The sequence below is a fragment of the Lysobacter sp. HDW10 genome (genome assembly GCF_011300685.1).
In the GTDB taxonomy this organism is placed as follows: Bacteria; Pseudomonadota; Gammaproteobacteria; order Xanthomonadales; family Xanthomonadaceae; genus Solilutibacter.
Genome location: NZ_CP049864.1, coordinates 1,104,884 through 1,125,740 on the forward strand (window position 1 = coordinate 1,104,884; position 20,857 = coordinate 1,125,740).

Annotated in this window: 20 protein-coding genes; 12 read left to right on the top strand and 8 right to left on the bottom strand. The window is 57.4% G+C overall.

Annotated features, from left to right (window positions below):
• The first annotated feature begins 15 nt into the window (after positions 1-15).
• Together G7069_RS05240 and yedA are read left to right on the top strand one after the other, a co-directional pair.
• Complete coding sequence (locus G7069_RS05240) at positions 16-2,280, top strand: carboxy terminal-processing peptidase (RefSeq protein WP_166295024.1); 2,265 nt, start codon at positions 16-18, stop codon at positions 2,278-2,280.
• Positions 2,277-3,164, top strand: coding sequence for a drug/metabolite exporter YedA (gene yedA, locus G7069_RS05245; protein ID WP_166295026.1), 888 nt, complete (start codon positions 2,277-2,279; stop codon positions 3,162-3,164). The genes G7069_RS05240 and yedA overlap by 4 nt, the downstream gene beginning before the upstream one ends.
• An 11-nt stretch (positions 3,165-3,175) precedes the next feature.
• On the opposite strand, the gene G7069_RS05250 is transcribed toward yedA, so the two are convergent.
• From G7069_RS05250 to rph, 7 genes are all read right to left on the bottom strand, one after another.
• The gene (locus tag G7069_RS05250) at positions 3,176-3,613 is read right to left on the bottom strand and encodes a hypothetical protein (RefSeq protein ID WP_166295028.1); all 438 of its coding nucleotides are present in this window, start codon (positions 3,611-3,613) and stop codon (positions 3,176-3,178) included.
• A complete protein-coding gene (gene pepQ, locus G7069_RS05255) occupies positions 3,610-4,935 on the bottom strand; it encodes a Xaa-Pro dipeptidase (RefSeq protein WP_205758693.1) in 1,326 nt (441 codons plus the stop codon). The genes G7069_RS05250 and pepQ overlap by 4 nt, the downstream gene beginning before the upstream one ends.
• Before the next feature lie 74 nt (positions 4,936-5,009).
• Complete coding sequence (locus G7069_RS05260; protein ID WP_166295033.1) at positions 5,010-5,375, bottom strand: PilZ domain-containing protein; 366 nt, start codon at positions 5,373-5,375, stop codon at positions 5,010-5,012.
• Complete coding sequence (locus tag G7069_RS05265; RefSeq protein ID WP_166295035.1) at positions 5,372-7,786, bottom strand: DUF1631 family protein; 2,415 nt, start codon at positions 7,784-7,786, stop codon at positions 5,372-5,374. The genes G7069_RS05260 and G7069_RS05265 overlap by 4 nt, the downstream gene beginning before the upstream one ends.
• A 42-nt stretch (positions 7,787-7,828) precedes the next feature.
• A complete protein-coding gene (gene hemW / locus G7069_RS05270; RefSeq protein WP_166297557.1) occupies positions 7,829-8,980 on the bottom strand; it encodes a radical SAM family heme chaperone HemW in 1,152 nt (383 codons plus the stop codon).
• A gap of 10 nt (positions 8,981-8,990) precedes the next feature.
• Positions 8,991-9,602: an RdgB/HAM1 family non-canonical purine NTP pyrophosphatase gene (gene rdgB / locus G7069_RS05275; RefSeq protein ID WP_166295037.1), complete on the bottom strand. Its 612-nt coding sequence runs from the start codon at positions 9,600-9,602 to the stop codon at positions 8,991-8,993.
• Positions 9,599-10,327 (bottom strand): ribonuclease PH, encoded by a 729-nt coding sequence (gene rph / locus G7069_RS05280; protein ID WP_166297559.1) that lies wholly within the window; start codon positions 10,325-10,327, stop codon positions 9,599-9,601. Before rph ends, rdgB begins: the two co-directional genes overlap by 4 nt.
• Positions 10,328-10,413: 86 nt before the next feature.
• On the opposite strand from rph, the gene G7069_RS05285 reads away from it, so the two are divergent.
• From G7069_RS05285 to recG, 6 genes are all read left to right on the top strand, one after another.
• Positions 10,414-11,262 (top strand): YicC/YloC family endoribonuclease, encoded by an 849-nt coding sequence (locus G7069_RS05285; RefSeq protein WP_166295039.1) that lies wholly within the window; start codon positions 10,414-10,416, stop codon positions 11,260-11,262.
• A gap of 9 nt (positions 11,263-11,271) precedes the next feature.
• A complete protein-coding gene (gmk, locus tag G7069_RS05290; protein WP_166297561.1) occupies positions 11,272-11,895 on the top strand; it encodes a guanylate kinase in 624 nt (207 codons plus the stop codon).
• A 110-nt stretch (positions 11,896-12,005) separates the two neighbouring features.
• Entirely contained in the window at positions 12,006-12,305 is a 300-nt protein-coding gene (gene rpoZ, locus G7069_RS05295) for a DNA-directed RNA polymerase subunit omega (RefSeq protein WP_166295041.1), read from the top strand.
• Between the two features lie 103 nt (positions 12,306-12,408).
• Positions 12,409-14,601 carry a bifunctional (p)ppGpp synthetase/guanosine-3',5'-bis(diphosphate) 3'-pyrophosphohydrolase gene (locus tag G7069_RS05300; protein WP_166295043.1) on the top strand — a complete coding sequence of 731 codons (2,193 nt, stop codon included), beginning with the start codon at positions 12,409-12,411 and terminating at the stop codon, positions 14,599-14,601.
• A 27-nt stretch (positions 14,602-14,628) separates the two neighbouring features.
• Complete coding sequence (locus tag G7069_RS05305; protein WP_166295045.1) at positions 14,629-15,012, top strand: Rid family detoxifying hydrolase; 384 nt, start codon at positions 14,629-14,631, stop codon at positions 15,010-15,012.
• A gap of 3 nt (positions 15,013-15,015) precedes the next feature.
• The gene (recG, locus tag G7069_RS05310; RefSeq protein WP_166295047.1) at positions 15,016-17,127 is read left to right on the top strand and encodes an ATP-dependent DNA helicase RecG; all 2,112 of its coding nucleotides are present in this window, start codon (positions 15,016-15,018) and stop codon (positions 17,125-17,127) included.
• On the opposite strand, the gene G7069_RS05315 is transcribed toward recG, so the two are convergent.
• On the bottom strand, positions 17,112-18,161 hold the full coding sequence (locus tag G7069_RS05315) for a DUF475 domain-containing protein (RefSeq protein ID WP_166295049.1): 1,050 nt from the start codon (positions 18,159-18,161) through the stop codon (positions 17,112-17,114). The two genes, recG and G7069_RS05315, sit on opposite strands and share 16 nt — an antisense overlap.
• A gap of 160 nt (positions 18,162-18,321) precedes the next feature.
• On the opposite strand from G7069_RS05315, the gene G7069_RS05320 reads away from it, so the two are divergent.
• From G7069_RS05320 to G7069_RS05335, 4 genes are all read left to right on the top strand, one after another.
• Positions 18,322-18,564, top strand: a complete 243-nt coding sequence (locus tag G7069_RS05320) for a type B 50S ribosomal protein L31 (protein WP_166295051.1) — start codon at positions 18,322-18,324, stop codon at positions 18,562-18,564.
• A 213-nt stretch (positions 18,565-18,777) separates the two neighbouring features.
• On the top strand, positions 18,778-20,043 hold the full coding sequence (locus G7069_RS05325) for a citrate synthase (RefSeq protein ID WP_166297571.1): 1,266 nt from the start codon (positions 18,778-18,780) through the stop codon (positions 20,041-20,043).
• Between the two features lie 159 nt (positions 20,044-20,202).
• A complete protein-coding gene (locus G7069_RS10620) occupies positions 20,203-20,523 on the top strand; it encodes a hypothetical protein (protein ID WP_205758694.1) in 321 nt (106 codons plus the stop codon).
• Positions 20,524-20,573: 50 nt separating this feature from the next.
• Complete coding sequence (locus tag G7069_RS05335; protein WP_166295053.1) at positions 20,574-20,777, top strand: hypothetical protein; 204 nt, start codon at positions 20,574-20,576, stop codon at positions 20,775-20,777.
• Positions 20,778-20,857: the final 80 nt, after the last annotated feature.

Below are 20,857 nucleotides of genomic sequence, written 5' to 3' on the forward strand. Positions count from 1 at the left end.
CGCCATCGAGGAAATATGAAGAAGCGCAGTAGTGTATTGATTGCCGTTTGGGCCGTGCCATTGGTTTTGGGCGCCGCCGTCTTGACGCAGCACGACGTTCAAACACTGGCGCCCGCGCCGACGGTCCAGCTCGCACAAGTTGCAACACCTGCAGCGGTGACGACGCGCAGCGACAAGAAGCCCACCGGTGCACTGGTTCAAAATGTCGATCAGCGTGAAACGGCGAAGACGGTTTACGGCGTTCTATCTGATAGCAACTACGCGTATCGCCCGCGTGCGCTAGACGATGCACTCGCTGCAGATATCGCCAAGCGCTATCTAGAATCCCTCGACGGCGCCAAGATGTTTTTGACCGCCGCAGATGTGGCGAGCTTTAACGCCCAACAATCGCAGTTGGATGACGACATCAAGGCGGGCGATTTCAAGCGCCCCTTCGCTGTGTTCGATACCTATCGCAAGCGCGTCAAAGAGCGCTCACGATTTGCGCGTGCCTTGTTGAACAAAGACATCTTCGATTTCAGCGGCCACGACCGCGTTGAGTTTGACCGCGAGAAAGCACCGTGGGCTGCGTCTAATGCAGAACTCGACACGCTGTGGACGAACTCAGTGCGCAACGATTGGCTGCGCTTGAAGTTGGCAGGCAAGCAGCCTGCAGACATTCGCAAAACGCTGGACAAGCGCTACGCAAATATCGAGAAGGCAGTCAGCGAGTACAGCTCGGAAGACATCTTCCAAATTGCGATGAATGCTTACGCGAACTCGATCGATCCGCACACGGATTACTTGAACCCGCGCACCGCAGAGCGCTTTAACCAACAAATGTCGTTGCAGCTGCAAGGTATTGGCGCAGTGCTGACCAAGCCTGATGATGTTGTCGTGGTGCGCGAATTGGTGCCGGGTGGCCCAGCCGCTTTGAGCAAGCTGGTGCAACCGGGGATGCGCATCATTGCCGTCGGCCAAGGTGAAAAAGGCCCGATGGAAGACGTGGTCGGTTGGCGCATCGATGACGTTGTAGAAAAGATCAAAGGCAACAAGGGCACCAAGGTGCGTCTTGATCTCGTGCCGCCGGGCGTGCCGATCGAATCCAAGCCGAACCATGTCTTGCTGACGCGTGACATCGTCAAGCTCACGGAAGATGCGGCGAAGTCGGAAATCATCGAAGTGCCGAGCCAAGCAGGTCAGCCGGCAAAACGCATCGGCGTGATCAAGTTGCCGAGCTTCTACGAAGATTTCGAAGGCCGTCGTCGCGGTGGTGAATTCGCGTCGTCCTCGCGTGACGTTGCACGCTTGTTGCAAGAATTCCAAACACAAAACATCGATGGCGTTGTGCTCGATTTCCGCAACAACGGTGGTGGCTCTTTGGGTGAGGCCGTGCGCATCACCGGTCTGTTTATCGACCAAGGCCCAGTCGTGCAAGTGCGCGAGTCGGGCGGTCGGGTGACGATCAATCAAGACCGCACACCGGGTGTGTTGTGGCGTGGTCCTCTGGCGATTGTGATCAATCGCGCGACCGCATCGGCCTCTGAAATTGTGGCGGGCGCGATCAAGGATTACGGCCGCGGCGTCATCATCGGTGAAACCACCTACGGCAAGGGAACGGTACAAAACCTGATGGACTTGGACCGTTGGCCGGGACGTGGTGCCACCAACTACGGCCAGCTGAAGCTGACCATCGCGCAGTTCTTCTTGCCGGCGGGCAGCAGCACCCAAAACAAGGGCGTGACGCCGGACGTGCACTATCCGGTCACAGTCGACGCCGCGGACTTCGGTGAAAGCACCAATGAAAATGCACTGCCGTGGTCGAAGATTGACAGCAGTGACTTCGAACGCGTGGGCAACTTGGCGACGTTGAATGCAACCTTGGAAGCGCAACACACGGCGCGCGTCCGCAACGATCCGGAATTCAAGTGGTTGCTTGAGGATCTTGCCGAGTACAAGGAACGCCGTGATCGTAAGTACATCTCGTTGAACGAGGTGGAACGCAAAGCTGAGCGTGACGCTGCAGAAGCCAAGATCAAAACGCGTCAGGAAGCGCGCAAGAAGTTGGGTCTGAAATTGGATCCGCTCGCCGACGATCCGAACGATGATGGCTTGTCTACCAACGAACGTGACGTGGCGAAGCAGCTTGAACGCGAGAAGCTCGCCGAAGAACGACCGGATCCGCTCTTGCGCGAGTCGGCCAACATTCTGGTTGATGCCATCAATGATTTCGGTCGCAATCCCGCCTTGTTGAGGCAAACCTTTCCGCAGGCGCAAAGCCCGGTGTTGTGGGTGAAATGAGTTCAAACACGCAAGTCAGTAAATCCATGATTTGGACGGCGTTGATCGCCGTCTATCTCATTTGGGGCTCCACTTATTTGGCGATCCGCTTCGCCTTGGAAGGGGGCTTGCCGCCGTTCTTGATGGCGGGCGTGCGCTTTGTCATTGCCGGCGCATTGATGTTGAGCTTTCTGAAGTGGCGTGGGGCAGTGATGCCGACGCGACCACAATGGCGCAATCTCTCGATCATGGGGCTGCTGCTGTTGGTCTTCGGCAATGGTCTCGTGTGCGTGGCCGAACAAACGGTGTCTTCGGGCATCACTGCCGTGGCTGTCGCTTCGGCGCCTATCTGGATGGGTATCTTTGCGGCAATGCGTGGCGAGCACCCTTCGAAGTCCGAATGGATCGGGATCGCGATCGGCTTTATCGGCGTGTTGTGGCTCAACGCCGGAAGCAGCTTGAGCGGTTCGATGACCGGTATGGTCGCGCTGATCCTTGCTTCGCTGGCATGGTCTTTCGGTTCTATCTGGAGCCGCGGCAAGGACTTGCCTTCACCCTTTGTCACGTCGGGCGGCCAAATGTTGGCAGGCGGCGCCATGATGCTGATCGTTGCTTTGGTGCTTGGCGAGCGTTGGCCACATGATGTCTCGCACAAGGCCTTAGGCAGCGTCGCCTATCTGATTGTGATGGGCTCGATCGTCGGCTTCTCAGCCTATGTGTGGCTCTTGCACCATGTGCGCCCCGCCTTGGCGGGCAGCTACGCGTACGTGAACCCAGCCATCGCCGTTGTGCTGGGCGCGCTGTTGGCGAACGAAAAGTTTGGGGCCAACGACTTGTTGCCGATGGGCATCATCTTGCTGGGTGTCATTGCGATGACCGTCGGTAAAGCTAAGCGCGCCAAATAGCGCGCTTGCAATTATTGATTTTCAGGCTTGATGTGAATGACCGTCATGCCGACCGGTGAGATCGTGCCGTCGCCGCTGATGTTGGTGAGCGAGCCTTTTGCAATGACCCGAAATCCACTGAGCTGATGCATCGCGGTGATATCGCTTTGCGCAACCAATTCGATTTGTTTCAAATCATTGATGCGCTTGTACGTTGGTGCCGAAGCGCTGGATGCCGGCGAGACACACACAGGTGCATCCAGATTCAGCATCAATGCCACGCGCGTCATCTTTCCGGGTGCGGTGACTTCTTGGCGTTGGGCCAAGCCATTCAAAGTGACCTGGCTGGCGTAGTGCAAGCAGCCGTCATTGTTAATTGTCACTTCGGGTTGTTTGGCGCACCCGACCATGACGCCTGCGGTCATGGCCAACACTGCGAGTCCGCTAGTACGCATTGAAATGTGCTTCATGGTGATGCCTCCCAAATGGTACGGGTGAGATTCAAGGCGGCGCCTTCTGTGCAAACCACGTCATCCTCAATGCGAATGCCGCCATACGGACGGAATGCATTGACGGTGTCCCAATTGACACTGGGGCCTAAACCACGATCTTTCAGTTCTTCCAACAGCATGTCGATGAAGTACAGGCCAGGTTCAATCGTCACGACCATCCCGGGTGCAAGATCGCGCGTTAAACGCAAGTACGGATGACCTTCCGGTTTGGCGCGCGTGCCGCCACTGTCGCTTTCTGCGAACCCGGCCACATCGTGCACCTGCAAACCAATGCCATGGCCCAAGCCATGTGGGAAGAACGCGCTGCTGACGCCGGTTTCAACAGCGACTTCGGGATCGACATGAATCAAATCGAATTCACGCAAGATCCGTGCAATGCCCAAGTGCGCGTCCAAATGAAGTGCGCGATAGTCGGTGCCTGCGGTGACCTTGTTGCAGAGTTCACGTTGCAATCGATCCATGGCCTGAATCAAAGACTCAAACGGACCATCTTCTTTTGCATACGTCCGCGTGATGTCGCTGGCGTAGCCGTTGTAGCTTGCGCCCGCATCAATCAAGAAACTGCGCAGTGTTTTCGGCGGCAGGGTATCGAGGCCGGTGTAGTGCAACACGGCCGCGTGTTCGTTCAAGGCAACGATGTTGCGGTAGGGCAGATCCACGACGTCTTGGCGCGCGGCTTGGCAATACGCCAAGTGGATGCCGAATTCGCTGGCACCCGCACGGAACGCGCGCTCAGCCGCTCGGTGCGCACGCACGCCCATGCGCGTGGCCTCACGCATCATTTCGATTTCGTAAGCGGTCTTATACGCGCGGTGGTATTCCAAATATTGAACAACCGGCGCCGGATTATTCGGCACCATCGGCCAAATCGCGCTGTCTGCGTCACCAAGTACGGCGCAACGCGCACTGGATGTCGGCAACAAGGCAGTGGCTTCAGCCGGTGTGCGAATGATGTCGATATCAAATGCATCGACCCAATAGCCGGAAGGCGCGGCAGGCACGACATGCCAATAGTCGTGCGGCTGCAAGAAAATCAGACGCGGCTTTTGACCGGGGGTGTACACCAACCAGCTGCCCGGCGCCTGCGTGACCGGTAACCACGCTTTGAACTGCGGATTGACGGCAAATGGATAATCGCGGTCGTCAAACAGCTGATATTTCAAGACGCCCGCCGGCACCACCAAGTGATCAAATCCGCCGCGTTCGAGTGCGGCGTCGGCGCGCGCAGAGAGCGCGGCCAAATGTTCACGGTAAAGGGCATTCAAATCAGGGGCCATCAAAGCGATCCATCCATCCGAGGGAAACTTGATTTTCGCTCAAATGATGTGACTTCGGTGTAATTACCGGTCAGATATCAGTGTTCGCGTTGTGGATTGCGCTTGGCCCATGCTTCGATGGATTCAACCACTTGCGTGTTCATCAGAATGATTCGCAAGCCCGTGACATAAAGGCCACTCACGCCATCCGCGCGCACCCACAGCACTTGTGCCGCACATTGAATCGGCGATCCGCGCTGGCCATCGTCACCTTTGACCTCGTCCAAATGAAAGCTCAGTTGATAGAGCGCTTCAATTTTCAGCAGTTGGCTGCCCGACATGCGCAGGCCATTGGAAGAGAGGTCGTGCAGCTGCGCGATGGGCTGGCCGGTCATCGTGTCGTAGACATCGGTGCCAGGCGTGACATCGCGTCGGGCTGCTGCGCGATATTCGGACTGGCTCATGCAGAGGTCTCCTTACGCGTAAAGCTGCTGCGCACATTCGAAAGAATTCCGCTGACGGTGTGCATGGCGCGACTGAAGACAGAGATGTCTTCGTGTTTTGCGATCTGAACTTGGCCGACGGTCATCAATCGTGCCATGTCATCCAAGGTGATATCCAGAATGCGCTGACCACGGCGATTCACCATCAATACGCGATCGGAGACCGAGCTATACCACGACATGCGTCGGCGCTCGATGCTGCCCTGTTGATTCAAAACGAAGTCATACCACGTGCCCATCGGCATCTCACGCAGCAATTCGTAATTGGCTTGTTCTTGTTGCGTACGCGGCGCTTTCTGGGTGGCTTGCTTTTCACTTGCATCGCCTTCTTCGCCGAAGCGCGCGTGGCCTGCGATACGTGCAGCAATCGCCGTCGGTGAAGGTGAGAATTCACTGCGTGGTGCTTGCCGTCCACGCGAAAGCAGTTCTGCCACTGCGTTCGCATCTGACTCGTGGTAGCCAACGCGCCGCAGCGCTTTGACCACCATGATTTCGAGTTCTTTGTCTTCGCGCTTGTCGTCAGCGGTGACCGTTTCGATGATGCGCTCGGTAACAGCCTTTTGTTGTGCCCATGCGTCCGACTCCGCGCCATTGCGCAGCATCACAAACGAAAGGGCATCTTGCCAAGCGGTGCGGACGAGGTTGTCGCAGGCGCCAGGTAAGTCGACACCCTCCAACAAGGCATTCATCGCCGCCTGTGTTTCGCGACGCGCAATCAGCAAGCGCTCTTTGCCACGCGCGGCTTCGATTTGACGATGCTCGGTCGCTTCTGCGCGTTTGACCTGCTGCTTTTGTTCCTCAACGAGCTCGTCGCTCACGGACTTCAAGATTTCCGTTTCGCCGCGGTAGGTGTTTTCTATGCGCGTAACGGCTTTCTCAACCGCACTTTCAAAGAAGGGATCCACACCGCTTTCGCCCGCGATGCGTGCGTCCGAATCAGCGACCAACTCCAAAACCTTTCGGCCGGGATGTTCGCTTTCGTCAAAGAATTTGTTGTCGTCCAAGGCTGCGCGCGCCATCGGCACTTGCAAGCGATCCAGCATCACAGACATCGGCGAGCCGTCACGGACTTCGCCAGACAATGCTTGATACAGAAGACCGAACAAGTCGAGGATGTCGGCGTCCACGCGCGACAAACCCTTTTCAGCACCGTGTTCTTCGCGCAGTTCACCGAGCAAGTGCTCGCGTAAGTCTTCAATTGAATTGATGCCCGCTTGTCGCAGGTTTTCCACGCTGCCTTTGGTGCGGTCCTGAATCTTGTCGAAAGCACGATGCACGGCTTGGCGCGGTAGCTCGTCTTCCTGACGCTTCGCCACGTGAGACATGGCATCCATGCCTTTAGCGGCACGATGCGCAGCCAACAGCTGGCGCATACGAATGAAATCAGCTTCGCGACGCAGGGGGTGTGGTGAAGCTGCGCCGCCACTGCCACCACCACCATCGCCTATTGCGCCACCGATCGCGCGGCTGAGATAGCCTTCGTACTCGGGCTGGCCAAGCCAATCCGACACAGCGGCTTGCTCAGATGCCGTATTCGAATAGCCACCCAAGCTTTGCCCATCGGCGCCACCACTGCCGCCACGCCCACCGCGACCGCCGCCCGTTGATTCACTCGCTTCCGACTTCCAAGCGGGGCTGGCAGATTTCGGTGCTTCGGTTTGAATGGCAAATGCCTTCTTACGAATCGGCATGTGGGTCAGGCCAGGCAAGATCCCTTCGTCACCGAGCAAGTCATTGACCTGTTCGATAAAGCGTGGATAGAGCGGCGCCAGTTCTTCATGGAATCGTTGCAAAAGCTTCGGCGCGGTAAAACCTTCGCCAAAAGTGTCATTCACGGCGTCTGAAAACGTATCGAGCAAATCCTTCGGGCCCAAAGGCACAACCTCAGGATCCATCGCGGGTTGCCCAGCCAAGACGCCCATGCGCATACCAAGCAAGTACACGGAAAGCTGCGACGCGGACAACACGACGTTTGCAAAGGCTGACTCTTCAAACGTCGTCTGTTTGCCAGACAGCGATTCAAGTGCCCAATTGGACGAAGGCTCAAAGCGTTTCGCGCGAACGCGCAAGTTCAACGGATCTTCTTCAAAGCGAATGCGCGCCAACGTCGCTTCAATGCCTTCCATATATCTCGGCAAGAGCGACGTGCGATTTGCGATCAACAAATTGTGATCACCACGATCGCGCATCCAATCGTCGGTGCTCGAACCGTTGGTCACGTCCCATTCGAATTTTTCTAGTGCCCGGAACACCGCACCGTCGAGGGCCTTGCGTACCAGCACCAAAGTTTGCTGCAGGATGTCGCGCACACGCGGCGGCATGCCCGCTGCATCTACGGTCTTGGGTGGCAATGCTTTCGATTCGGTCGGCATGCCTTTGATTGTATGTCGGAAAAACCTGCCGACAAGGCTCTTTCAGATAAACAGGGCAAGGATATCGTTCAGAAACCGCCGGCCCTGCGGGGTTGGGGTCACATGTGACGCGTCAACTAACAACCCGCCTGTGTCGACAGCCTGTTTCAATGCGGGTGCAATGACCGAGAGCGGCAAACCTGTTCGCTTTTGAAACAAGTCGATCGAGAAGCCCTCAGTGAGTCGAAGTGCGTTCAACATGAAGTCGAAGGGCAGTCGCGCTTCGCTCAAAATTTCATCGCCGCCGATGGCGGCTTCCGTGCCCGCATGCGCCATCCACTGTGTCGGGTGCTTGTGCTTCCAGCGGCGAAGCACATGTTGCTCGGCGCCTGAGGTGATCTTTCCGTGCGCGCCCGCGCCGATGCCTAGGTAGTCGCCGAACTGCCAATAATTGAGGTTGTGTTGGCAGGCGCGTCCTGGTTGGGCGAATGCACTCGTTTCATAGTGCTGAAAGCCGGCTGCCTTCAGCCGCGCATGGCAGGCATCTTGGATGTCCGCCGCATCGTCGTGCGACGGCAAGCCTTCCGGCGGGCGGGCCGCGAAGGCCGTATTGGGTTCCAAGGTCAATTCGTAGTGACTGAGGTGCGTCGGTGAGAACGCCAATGCACGTTCAACATCGTGCAAAGCCATGGCCATATCTTGGCCGGGCAGGGCGCACATCAGATCAATATTGAAATTGTCGTAGCCCGCGTCGCGTGCGCTTTGAATCGCGCGTTCGACATCGCCGCTGCTGTGGATGCGCCCCAAACGCTGCAAGCAGCCGTCGTCAAAACTTTGCACGCCGAAGCTCAGGCGATTCACGCCGGCGGCCAAATAGCCCTTGAACGGGCCATGTTCGACCGTGCCGGGATTCGTTTCCAAGGTGACTTCGGCGTCCGGCGCGATGCGCAGTCGTGCACTCGCGCGCTGCATGAAATCATCGATAAATTCAGGCGCAAAAAGACTGGGCGTGCCGCCGCCGAAGAATACCGAATGCACCGTGCGACCCCAAACCAACGGCAGATCAAACTCAAGATCTCGAATCAGTGCATCGATGTAGTCGGCATACGGTGTTTCGCCTTTGACCGCATGTGAGTTGAAATCACAGTACGGACATTTACGTACGCACCAAGGCAAATGCACGTACAGCGCCAGCGGTGGCGGCGTGAGCGGCATGTGTGCGACCTCAAACATGGATTGCTGCAATGCCACGCGAAAGCAAGGCGGCGCGCAGTTGTTGCAAGGCTTGAGCGCGATGGCTCAGACGGTTCTTAAGTGCTGCCGGCATAGCAGCGGCGCTCATGCCCTGCGTGGCATCAAAAAACAAAGGGTCATAGCCGAAACCACCGTCGCCCGCAGGGGTATCCAAAATACGCCCCACCCATTGTCCTTCGGCGATTACGGGCAGCGGATCTTCAGCATGTGACACAAAGGCGAGCGCACACACAAAACGTGCGCTGCGTTCAACGTCTGCGACGCCCGCAAGATTCGCCAAAAGCTGTGTGTTATTTGCCGCGGCATCACCGTGTTTGCCCGCATAGCGCGCGGAGTAAATGCCGGGTGCACCGTTCAACGCATCGACGCACAAGCCTGAGTCATCCGCGATGGCCGGGAGCCCTGTCATTTTGGCGGCATGGCGCGCCTTGATCAGGGCGTTTTCAATAAAGCTCAATCCGGTTTCGTCGGCATCCTCGACGCCGAGTTCGCCTTGCGCCGTGATCGCAATACCGAGATCCGCGAACAGTGCGCGGAATTCGGAGACCTTGCCCGCATTATTGCTGGCAAGTACCCATTTCATCCCGCCAGTGCCGCTTGTTGCGCTTGGAACAGCGCATGACACCCCTGCTCGCCGAGTTTGAGCAGGGCATCCAATTCTTCGCGACGGAAGGCGTGTCCTTCTGCGGTGCCTTGAACTTCGATAAAACCACCGCCGTCATTCATCACGATATTCATGTCGGTGTCGCAATCGCTGTCTTCGGCGTAGTCGAGGTCCAGCACGGGCATGCCGCGATAGATACCCACAGACACCGCGGCAACAGCACCATGCAGCGGATTTCTAAGAATGGCGCGGGTATCGAGCAGGCCTTGGATGGCATCGGCCATAGCCACATAGGCGCCCGTAATGGCTGCCGTGCGGGTGCCGCCGTCTGCCTGCAAAACGTCGCAGTCCAGAGTGATGGTGCGTTCGCCCAATGCGCTGCGATCGACGCAGGCGCGCAGGGCGCGGCCGATCAGGCGTTGGATTTCAAGCGTGCGACCCCCTTGCTTGCCGCGGGCGGCTTCGCGGTCACTGCGGGTGTGTGTGGCGCGCGGCAGCATGCCGTATTCGGCCGTGACCCAGCCTTCGCTCTTGCCGCGCAAGAAGGCCGGCACACGATTTTCGACGCTGGCGTTGCAGAGCACTTGGGTGTCGCCAAAGCAGACCAGCACGGAGCCTTCCGCGTGGCGGGTGAAACGGCGGGTAATCGAAACGGTCCGCATTGCGTCGGCAGTGCGGCCACTCGGGCGTGTCGGGTTTTCCATGGGCATCACCTCGAGAAACGGCTTGGAGTTTAACATTTGCGGTCTTCCGTCTTTCTAATGAGTGGCACTCCGTGACGATACGCAGCATGACGGCTTACGCCTCCGCAGAAGCAACCACCGCGATCGGCATGGTCACGTGTGAGCTTCGCGCCGTGAATCACCGTTTCCTCGAAACCGGGGTGCGCCTGCCGGATGACTTGCGCAGCCTGGAACCGGGTTTGCGCGATCGCATTGCTGCACGCATTTCACGCGGCAAAGTCGACTTGATCGTGCGCGTGCGTGATTCGACTTCGATTGATCGCATGGCCGTCAATGACGAGATGGTCGAGCGCCTGTCGGTGCTGGCCTTGCAATTGGCCGCCAAGTTTCCGGGCATGCGCACCGACTTCGCGCATTTGCTCGAGATGCCCGGTGTGATGAAGTCGGCCGAAGTGGATGCCGAACAATTGCACGCGCAGGTCCTGCAATGCCTCGAGCAAGCACTTGATGCATTCGTCGCGGCGCGCGAACGAGAGGGCGCCAATTTGGCCGCGGCTATTCGTGATCGCGCAGAGCGCATCAAGATGCATGCGGATGAAGTGCGCACCGCAATACCTTTGATTCGGATTGCGCAGCGTGACCGGCTCTCCGCACGCATTGCGGAAATGACGCACAGCGCAGAGCCAGGCCGCATCGAACAAGAAATGGTGATAGCACTGCAAAAATTGGATATCGACGAAGAGCTCGATCGCTTGGAGAGTCATTTGACGGAGCTGGACCGCGTGCTGGTGATGCGCGACCCCGTGGGCCGTCGCCTCGACTTCCTGATGCAAGAGTTCAATCGTGAAGCCAATACCCTTGGTTCGAAGTCGGTGGATGTCCGCACGACCAATGCCGCGGTCGAGCTCAAGGTGCTGATCGACCAGATTCGCGAACAAGTGCAGAACATCGAATAAGCTATGGCGATGCGCGGCACCCTATTTATCGTTGCAGCTCCTTCGGGGGCTGGAAAGTCGACCTTGGTCAACGCCTTGCTTGCGCGTGACCCCGACATCTGCCTGTCGGTGTCGTATACCTCTCGGCCCCCGCGGCCAAGTGAGGTCGACGGTGAGCATTACCACTATGTCGACGAGGTGGAATTCCAGCGAATGATCGCCAATGGCGACTTTTTCGAACACGCCATGGTGCATGGCGATTGGAAAGGCACCGCCCGTGGGTCGGTCGAACCTCAGCTGGCCCGTGGCAAAGACGTCTTGCTCGAAATCGACTGGCAAGGTGCCCGACAAGTCCGCGAGAAGGTGAGCGATGCCATCGGCATCTTTATCCTGCCGCCCTCGGTCGAGGCTTTGGATCAGCGCATGCGCAAGCGCGCCCAAGATTCCGAGGCCACGATTGCCAGGCGTTTGGCTGCCGCGCGCGACGAAATGAGCCATTTCGGTGAGTTTGACTACGTGATCGTGAACGATGATTTCGAGACGGCGTTGGACGAGCTCTCTGCCGTGTTCAAGGCGAGCCGCCTGCGCCGCAACGTCCAACTGCTGCGGCATGACCGTCTCATTCGTGGCCTACTGTCAGATTCGGCGCCATAAGCGACTGATTTAAAAGTGTTTTCTAGGAAAAGTGTTGCATTTGAATGCGCCTTTCCATACACTAGCAGGTCCAATTCATAAAGAGGGCGGTGTGCAGCCGCCGAATGCCCATGGCACGTATCACTGTTGAAGATTGCATGCAGGTCGTCGATAACCGTTTCGATCTGGTCATCATGGCCGCCAAGCGCGCACGCCAACTCGCCAAGGGTGTTGAAGCACGTCTGGATAACAGCGAAAACCAAGACAAGCCGACCGTGCTTGCCCTGCGTGAAATCGCCGATCGCAAGATCGACAACGCCTTCATCAGCCGCGTTGAAAAAGAAGAAAAAGAACGCCGTGACCGCGAAGCGCTCGAATGGGCAGCTGCGGAAGTGGTGGGCGACGACGACATGGCGCGCGGCGACGACTGATCAAGTTCGCCTATTCAATTGATCAAGCGCCCACCTCGGTGGGCGTTTTTTGTATCTGTCATTAGGATTGACCCGTTTCGCCCTTCACGGGTAGGCTCAAAACATGCGTACCCCGACGTCCGAGCTGCCTGCCCCTCCCAACGACGGTGAATTCACCGACGTGCCGGAGTACTTGCAGGAACTCATCGACGTCGCGAGCTATCTGACGGCTATCGAACGTGAAACCTTATTGCGGGCTTGGCGTGTCGGTGCTGCCGCCCATGTCGGGCAAACGCGCAAGTCGGGTGAGCCCTACATCACGCACCCCGTCGCCGTCGCGACCATCCTCGCCGAACTGGGTCTCGATATCGAAACCTTGGTCGCTGCGATCTTGCACGACACGATTGAAGACACACCGGTCACGCGCGTGGAAATCGCCGCACAGTTCGGTGAGTCTGTTGCGGAAATCGTTGAAGGCTTGACCAAACTCGACAAGCTGAAGTTTCGGGATCGTCAAGAAGCGGCCGCCGAAAGTTTTCGAAAAATGATGTTGGCGATGTCGCGCGATCTGCGCGTCATCTTGATCAAGCTCGCCGATCGTTTGCACAACATGCGGACATTGGGTGCGCAGTCTTCGGAAGCACGTGCGCGTATCGCACGCGAAACCTTGGAGATCTACGCGCCGATCGCGCAGCGCTTGGGCATGAATCTGATGAAGGCCGAACTGCAAGATCTCGGCTTTCGTGCTTTGCATCCGTGGCGCTATGCGGCCATCAGCGACCATATCCGCCAACAGCCCGTCGTGCGACGTGAAGCGATTGTTCAAGTCGAAGCACAACTTGCGCATCGCCTTGCCTCCGAAGGTTTGGCGCACACGTTGGTTGGCCGGGTGAAGTCCCCTTTCAGTATTTACACGAAGATGCGCGCGGAGCAGAAAACCGTCGAACAAGTGCTCGACGTGTTTGGCTTCCGCATCATTGTCGAATCGGTGCGCGATTGTTATTACGCACTCGGTTTGGTGCATTCGGTGTTCAAGCCCTTGGATGGGCGCTTCCGTGACTTTGTGGCGATTCCAAAGGCCAACGGTTATCAGTCATTGCACACGGTCTTGTTCGGGCCTTATGGGGCGCCCATCGAAGTTCAAATTCGAACACACGATATGGACCGGGTGGCCGAGCAGGGCGTTGCAGCGCACTGGGCGTACAAGATCGGTGGCGAATCAAACACACCTCTGAATCGTGCCAATGCGTGGATTTCCAGCATGGTGGAATCAGAGCGAACGTCGGAGTCGTCGATAGAGTTTCTTGAAAACGTCAAAGTCGATCTCTATCCCGACGAAGTGTATGTCTTCACGCCGAAGGGCAAGATTTTGTCATTGCCGCGCAATGCGACGGCACTCGACTTCGCTTATGTAGTGCACACGGATGTCGGCAACCAAGCGGTGACGTCACGCATCGATGGCAAGTTGGCGCCGTTGCGCACGAAACTGTCGAGCGGGCAAACGGTCGAAATCGTGACCGCAAAATCCGCGTCGCCGAGCACCCAGTGGCTCGAGTTTGTCGTGACGGCTAAGGCGCGCTCAGCCATTCGCCAACAACTGAAACAACTCGAGCACGAAGATGCTGTGCGTCTGGGGCACCGGATGATTGAGCGTGCCTTCCAAAGCATCGGTATTGGCTTTGACAAGGTCAGTGAGACGCGATTGAACCGGTGGTTGGCAGACAATCGCTACCCCAGATTGGAGTCGATGCTGGAAGATGTCGCCTTGGGCAAGCGCGTGGCTTCGCGCGTGGCAGGCGAGTTGCTGGCAGACGAGGGGCGCGCTGCCGATCGCCGTCGTCGTGGTTCGCCGCAAGAGGCTTTAGCGGCCTTGGCTGCCGATCACATCACCTTGAATGGTTCTGAAGGCGGCGTGGTGTCGTTTGCCCAATGCTGCATGCCGATTCCGGGCGACAGCATCATGGGCTATCAAAGTGCAGAGCGCGGCATTGTCGTGCATCAAATTGAATGCGCCAATGTGCCTGAATTCTTGCGCCATCCCGAACGATGTATCTCGATGGCATGGGATGAGCATGTCGTGGGTGAATACACGGCGCGGATTCACGTAGTCACGGACAACAAACCGGGTGTGCTGGCACAAATTGCCTCAGCCATCGCCCAAGGCGAATCGAATATCGCCAATGTGGATTACCTGGAACGTGATGCACGTACGGCAACGATACGATTCTTGGTGGAAGTGAAGGATACTAACCATCTCGCGGAACTGATACGCCGAATGCGCAGGCTCGAAGCCGTGCATCACGCGGAACGCGAATAATCCCTTTCATCACTTCAGGAAGCTCTCATGGCCTTTGACATCATTCAGACGGATCAAGCCCCCGCGGCGATCGGCACGTATTCGCAAGCTGTGCGCGCAGGCAACACGGTGTATATCTCCGGCGCGATTCCGTTGGTACCGGCCACCGGCGAAGTCGTGGCAGGTGATTTTGAAGCGCAAGTGCGTCAAGCCTTCGCCAACCTTCAGGCGATCTGCAAAGCCGCCGGTGGTGATCTCGGCAAAGTGGCGCGTTTGGGCTTGTATCTCACCGATCTGTCCAACTTCGCGACGTGTAATGCCGTCATGTCCGAACTGTTTTCAGCGCCGTATCCCGCACGTTCGACCATCGAAGTCAAAGGCTTGCCCCGTGGCGTGGCCTTCGAGGTCGACGCCGTGATGGTGATCGACTAAGCGATGCCGCGGCAGGTCAAGCCTGCACCCGACCTTGCACAGCAAGGCGAACGCGCGCTGTCCACATTGCCGGGCATCGGCCCGGCCATTGCCAACAAACTTGCTGCTGCAGGTTTGCTGCAATTGCGCGACTTATGGTTTTGGTTGCCACGAAGTTATGAGGACCGAACACGACTGACTGAAATCGTCGACCTGCGCAATGGTGAAGTGGCGCAGTTCGAAGGCCGCGTCGCGTCAGTCGAGCACGGGTTCCGGTTTCGGCCTTTGCTGCGTGTGCATGTGCAAGATGACGCAGGTCACACCGTGGCGCTGCGCTTTTTTCATTTCAGACGCCAGCAGGTCGATCAATTCAAGGTCGGCATGCGCGTGCGTTGTCATGGCACACCGCGTCCGGGTGCGCGTGGTTACGAGATCGTGCACCCAAGCTATCGGCTGCTGGCCGAAGCAGATGAAGCGCCGCTCAACGACCGTTTGGATCCGGTGTACAGCGTGCCTGAAAGCATTAGCGCTGCATCGATGCGTCGTTGGGTGGGGTTGGCGCTTGAACATTTGCCTGCCGATGATGCGATTGAACTTGTCCCTGAATCGGACATTCGCCACCTGCATTTGCCGAAGCTGCGCGATGCGCTGCTGACATTGCATCAACCCCCGGCAGATGTGGATCTCGCCTTGCTTCAACAAGGTTTGCATCCCGCACAACGACGCATCGCTTTAGAAGAATTATTGGCGCACCACCTGAGCTTGCGACGAAGAAGAATGTCCTTGCGTTCTGAGCCCGCGATCGCGCTGGTTGATCAGCAACAACAGGTTGAAAAGCTGTTGGCAGCATTGCCGTTCAAGCTCACGCATGCACAAGAACGCAGTTTGCAAGCGGTGATCGCGGATCTCTCTGCGCACGCACCGATGATGCGTTTACTGCAGGGCGATGTCGGGTCTGGCAAAACGGTGGTTGCGGCACTGGCCGCCATGCATGCCGTCGGTGCAGGGTATCAGGCGGCCATCATGGCGCCGACAGATTTGCTGTCTGAGCAGCACTTCAAAAATTTGGATGCCTGGCTCACGCCATTGGGTGTGCGCGTCGTGCGACTCTCCGGCCGTGTCGTCGGCAAAGCGCGTGCTGAAACATTGAAAGCCATTGCCGAAGGTGAGGCGCAAGTCGTGGTTGGCACGCACGCTTTGATGCAGGAGGCCATCGCATTCAAATCGCTCGCCTTTGTGGTGATCGACGAGCAGCATCGCTTTGGCGTGCAGCAACGCTTGGCACTGCGCGACAAGGGTTTGGCCGCGGGATGCATTCCGCACCAACTGGTGATGACAGCGACGCCCATTCCGCGCACCTTGGCGATGTCTGCGTATGCGGATTTGGATGTCTCTGTGATTGATGAGTTGCCGCCCGGACGCACACCGATTCAAACGGTTGCCATCGATGCGCAGCGCCGAGACGAATTGGTCGCGCGGGTGCAAGCCGCCTGTGCTGAAGGCAGGCAAGCCTATTGGGTTTGCACTTTGATCGACGAGTCAGATGAAATCGAAGCACAAGCCGCTGAAGCCACGTTGGCGAGTTTGCAAGAACGCATGCCCAATCTGCGAATCGGCATGGTGCATGGACGCATCAAGCCGAAAGCGCGCCAAGACACGATGGCGCAATTCAAACAAGGCGCGCTCGATATCTTGGTCGCGACGACCGTCATCGAAGTCGGCGTCGACGTCCCCAATGCGTCTCTGATGGTGATTGAAAACGCGGAGCGTTTGGGTCTGGCGCAGCTTCATCAGCTGCGGGGTCGTGTGGGGCGCGGAACCGCGGCCTCCACCTGCGTGTTGATGTATCAGTCGCCGCTCGGCGCGATTGCGCGCGAACGTATCGACACGCTGCGCGCAACAACGGACGGTTTCAAGATTGCCGAGAAAGATATGGCGCTGCGTGGCCCAGGTGAATTACTGGGCACGCGGCAAACGGGCTTGGCTGCGTTTCGCGTCGCAGATCTCATGCGCGACGCAGATTTGTTGCCCACCTTGCATGTCATCGCGGATGACATGTTGCTGCATCGTCCGACCATCGCCGATCAGCTTGTCGCGCGATGGGTCGGTAGTGCGGAGCGTTACGCGTCGGCGTGAGGCACAGCGCGCTGTGCGCGATTGAATCGCACGGAACTCCACAAAGATGCCGCAATAAACACGACGCCTAGCAAGCCGGTGATCCATTCGGGCACATGGTGAACAATGCCGACCAACATGATGAGGGCGAGCACGCCGATGGCGTAGTGCGCGCCATGTTCCAAATACACGTACTTGTTCAAGGTGCCGCGCTTCACCAAGTGAATTGTCATCGAGCGCACGAACATCGCACCGATGGCGAGACCCAACATGATGATCACCACATCGCGCGTGATCGCGAATGCGCCGATGACGCCATCGAAAGAGAAGGATGCATCTAGCACTTCGAGGTAAATAAACGCCGCAACGCCTGTGCGTTTGATGACCGTCACTGCGCCGGTTTCATCGACATGTTCGGACTCACCAAACAAGCTGGCAATCAAGTCGACGCCAACGTACAAAATGATGCCGGCCATGCCTGCCACCAAGACTTCATAGCGCATGACTTCCGGCACGAACCAACGCGTCCCAAACAGCACGCACAAAGCGACCATCGTGGCGATGCTGTCCAACTTGCCAAGCTGCGACATCTTGCGTTCGAAACCGCCGAGCCAGTGACGCTCACGCGCGGTGTCGAACAAAAAGTTCAAGAACACCAAGAGCAAGAACATCGAGCCGAACGCAGCGATGGCAGGGTAGGCGTCATGCAAGTGCTTTGAATATTCGGCGGGATTGCCCAAGGCCATTTGAATGACCGAGAACAAGGGCACTTTGGCGGCGACGGCCACAATGACAATCGGGAATACCAAGCGCATGCCAAAAACAGCAACCAAGATGCCGATGGTCAGGAACATCCTGCGCCAGAAGGCGTCCATGTCGCGCAAGACACCTGCGTTGACCACGGCGTTGTCAAAGGACAGCGACACCTCCAGCACGCCCAAGACCAAGGCCAACCAGAGCGCATTGCCCACGCCCATGCCCGTTCGATCCCCCCACCAGCCGGCGACAGCAAGACAAATGAAAGCAACGATGAACGACCAGCGGAAATCCTTCATGGGCGAGAAAACCTGGGGCAAATAGGGCGGGAGGGGCTCATTCTCGCATTCTGAACGGCCAAATTCGCGGGGTGGCGGTGATTTTCTATCTCAGACTTGCAAGTCGGTCGATCTGTGGCTATAGTGTGCGGCTCACTCACGTATTACTGACCGGTGCACCATGAAGCCCGAAATCCATCCTGAATACCGCGAAGTTGTTTTCCAAGACATGACTTCCGATTTCAAGTTCCTTACCCGTTCAACCCTTGCCAGCAAGGAAACGGTGAAGTGGGAAGACGGCAACGAATATCCGCTGATCAAAGTGGACATCTCGTCGGCTTCGCACCCGTTCTACACTGGCCAGAACAAAATCGTCGACACCAGCGGTCGCATCGACAAGTTCAAGAAGCGCTACGCCAAGTAATCGGCGCTCAGCTGCACACCAAAAACGGTCGCCCTTGGCGGCCGTTTTTTTATGTGCCAAAAGTCAGGGATGCGCTGTAACCGTACGTTTTCAGCGTCGGCGTCATCGCAGTCATCATGAGGCTCGTGCGATAATGATGCATTGCAATAGGGTCGATTAGGGACAGCCCGTCGACGCCCACCCATAAGGAGCAAATACGTGTCGGATTCGAAGATGGCCGCCCTGAGTGTCGGCGACAAAGCAACCCAATTGCCGGTGATTGAGCCTGTCCTCGGCCAATCCTGCATTGATATTGCCAAGTTGCCGAAGGACACCGGGCATTTCACTTACGACAACGGGTTTACTGCGACGGCTTCGTGCCGTTCCGCAATCACCTATATCGATGGCGATGCAGGCGTGCTGTTGTATCGCGGTTATCCGATCGAACAACTCGCAGAAAAGTCGAGCTTCCTTGAAGTCGCTTATTTGCTGATGAACGGCGAAGCGCCGTCGAAAGACGAGTTCGCCAAGTTTGAAAGCGAAGTCACGCACCACTCGATGTTGAACGAACGTTTCAAACAGTTCGTTGAAGGCTTCCATCACGACGCCCACCCAATGGCGATGATGATGGGCATGTTGGGTTCGATGGCGAGCTTCTATCACAACAACCTCGACTACGAAGATCCGGAGCAACGCCGTCTGGCCGCTGTGCGTCTCATCGCCAAGGTGCCGACCATTGCGGCCCTGTGCTACCGCCATCGTATCGGCTGGCCGAGCGCCTATCCGCGCAACAACCTCGAATACGTCAATCGTTTCTTGCACAACATGTTTGAAGTGCCGAGCGAGCCGCTGGAATTGAATCCGGTCGCCGCGAAAGCGCTCGACTTGCTCTTCATCCTGCACGCAGACCACGAACAAAACGCATCGACGTCCACTGTTCGTTTGGTGGGTTCGACCGGCGCAAATCCGTATGCCTGTGTGGCATCGGGTGTTGCCGCATTGTGGGGACCTGCACACGGTGGCGCCAACGAAGCCGTGCTGAAGATGTTGGAAGAAATCGGTACCGCATCCAATGTGCAAAGTGCTGTCGACCGGGCAAAAGACAAAGAGTCCGGTTTCCGCTTGATGGGCTTTGGTCACCGCGTGTACAAGAACTTCGATCCGCGCGCGAAGATCATCCGTGAGATGACGTACAAAGTGTTGAACGACCTCGGCGTGCAAGATCCGCTGCTCGATGTCGCCATGAAGCTGGAAGAAGCGGCGTTGAAGGACGATTACTTCGTGCAACGCAAGCTGTATCCGAACGTCGATTTCTACAGCGGCATTATTTACAAGGCCCTGAATATTCCGGCCGAGATGTTCACGGTGATGTTTGCGATTGCGCGTACCGCCGGTTGGGTGTCGCATTGGCTGGAACAACAGAACGATCCGGAAAATAAGATCGGACGTCCGCGCCAAATCTATACCGGTGCCGCCACGCGCGATTTTCCGAAGCGCTGAGTGTTGAATTGATCGATCAAAAGCCCCGCGCACGCGGGGCTTTTTTTATGCGCGCGCACATTAAGAACCCTTAATCCGTTGGCATCTTCGCGGCAAGGTGGCCGGCGCTAGTTTTGATTCCACGAGGCACATCCGCCCCGCTGACACCAGGAGTCAATCATGCGCAATACCCTGCTGACCGTGGCACTTTCCGCCATGACGTTGTTGGCCTTTAACGCCAATGCCGCTACGCAAACCGCTGCAGCCAAGCCCGCACCGGTCAAGGCCGCAATGCCCGCGAGCAAAACCACGGCGATGCCAGCCGCTAAGGCCTCAGCCGCACCCGCAAAAGCGACAGCTGCGAGCACCGCCAAGCCCGCCGCCGTCGCAGCCGCAAAATGCCGCGACAACCACGGCCGTTTTGAAAAATGTGCGCCCAAGCCTGCTGCTGCGCGCACCTGTCGTGATGCAAAAGGCAAGTTCGCAAGTTGCAAAGCCTGAGTCACCGTCTTTCTGCAATGCCCATCCCTCCGTTTGAAAAGGATATTGATATGAAGCGCTCAACCCTCTTGGCCGGTCTCGCACTGGTCGCGGTTTCCGGTCTCGCAATGGCTGCACCGGCCACCCACCCAGCGCCTGCTGCGCCGACGGCGAAGACCGCAAAGGCCGCAGCACCGACCAAGGCCAAGGCACATCGCAAGGCACGTCATTCGGCAAAGAAAGCCGCAGTCGCCAAAGCCGCCGAAACCAAGTAAGCCGGTCTCAACCTGAAGTGATCAACAACTGCCGGATTTCCGGCAGTTGTTTTTTCTCTGGTATGCGATAACGTCGCTTC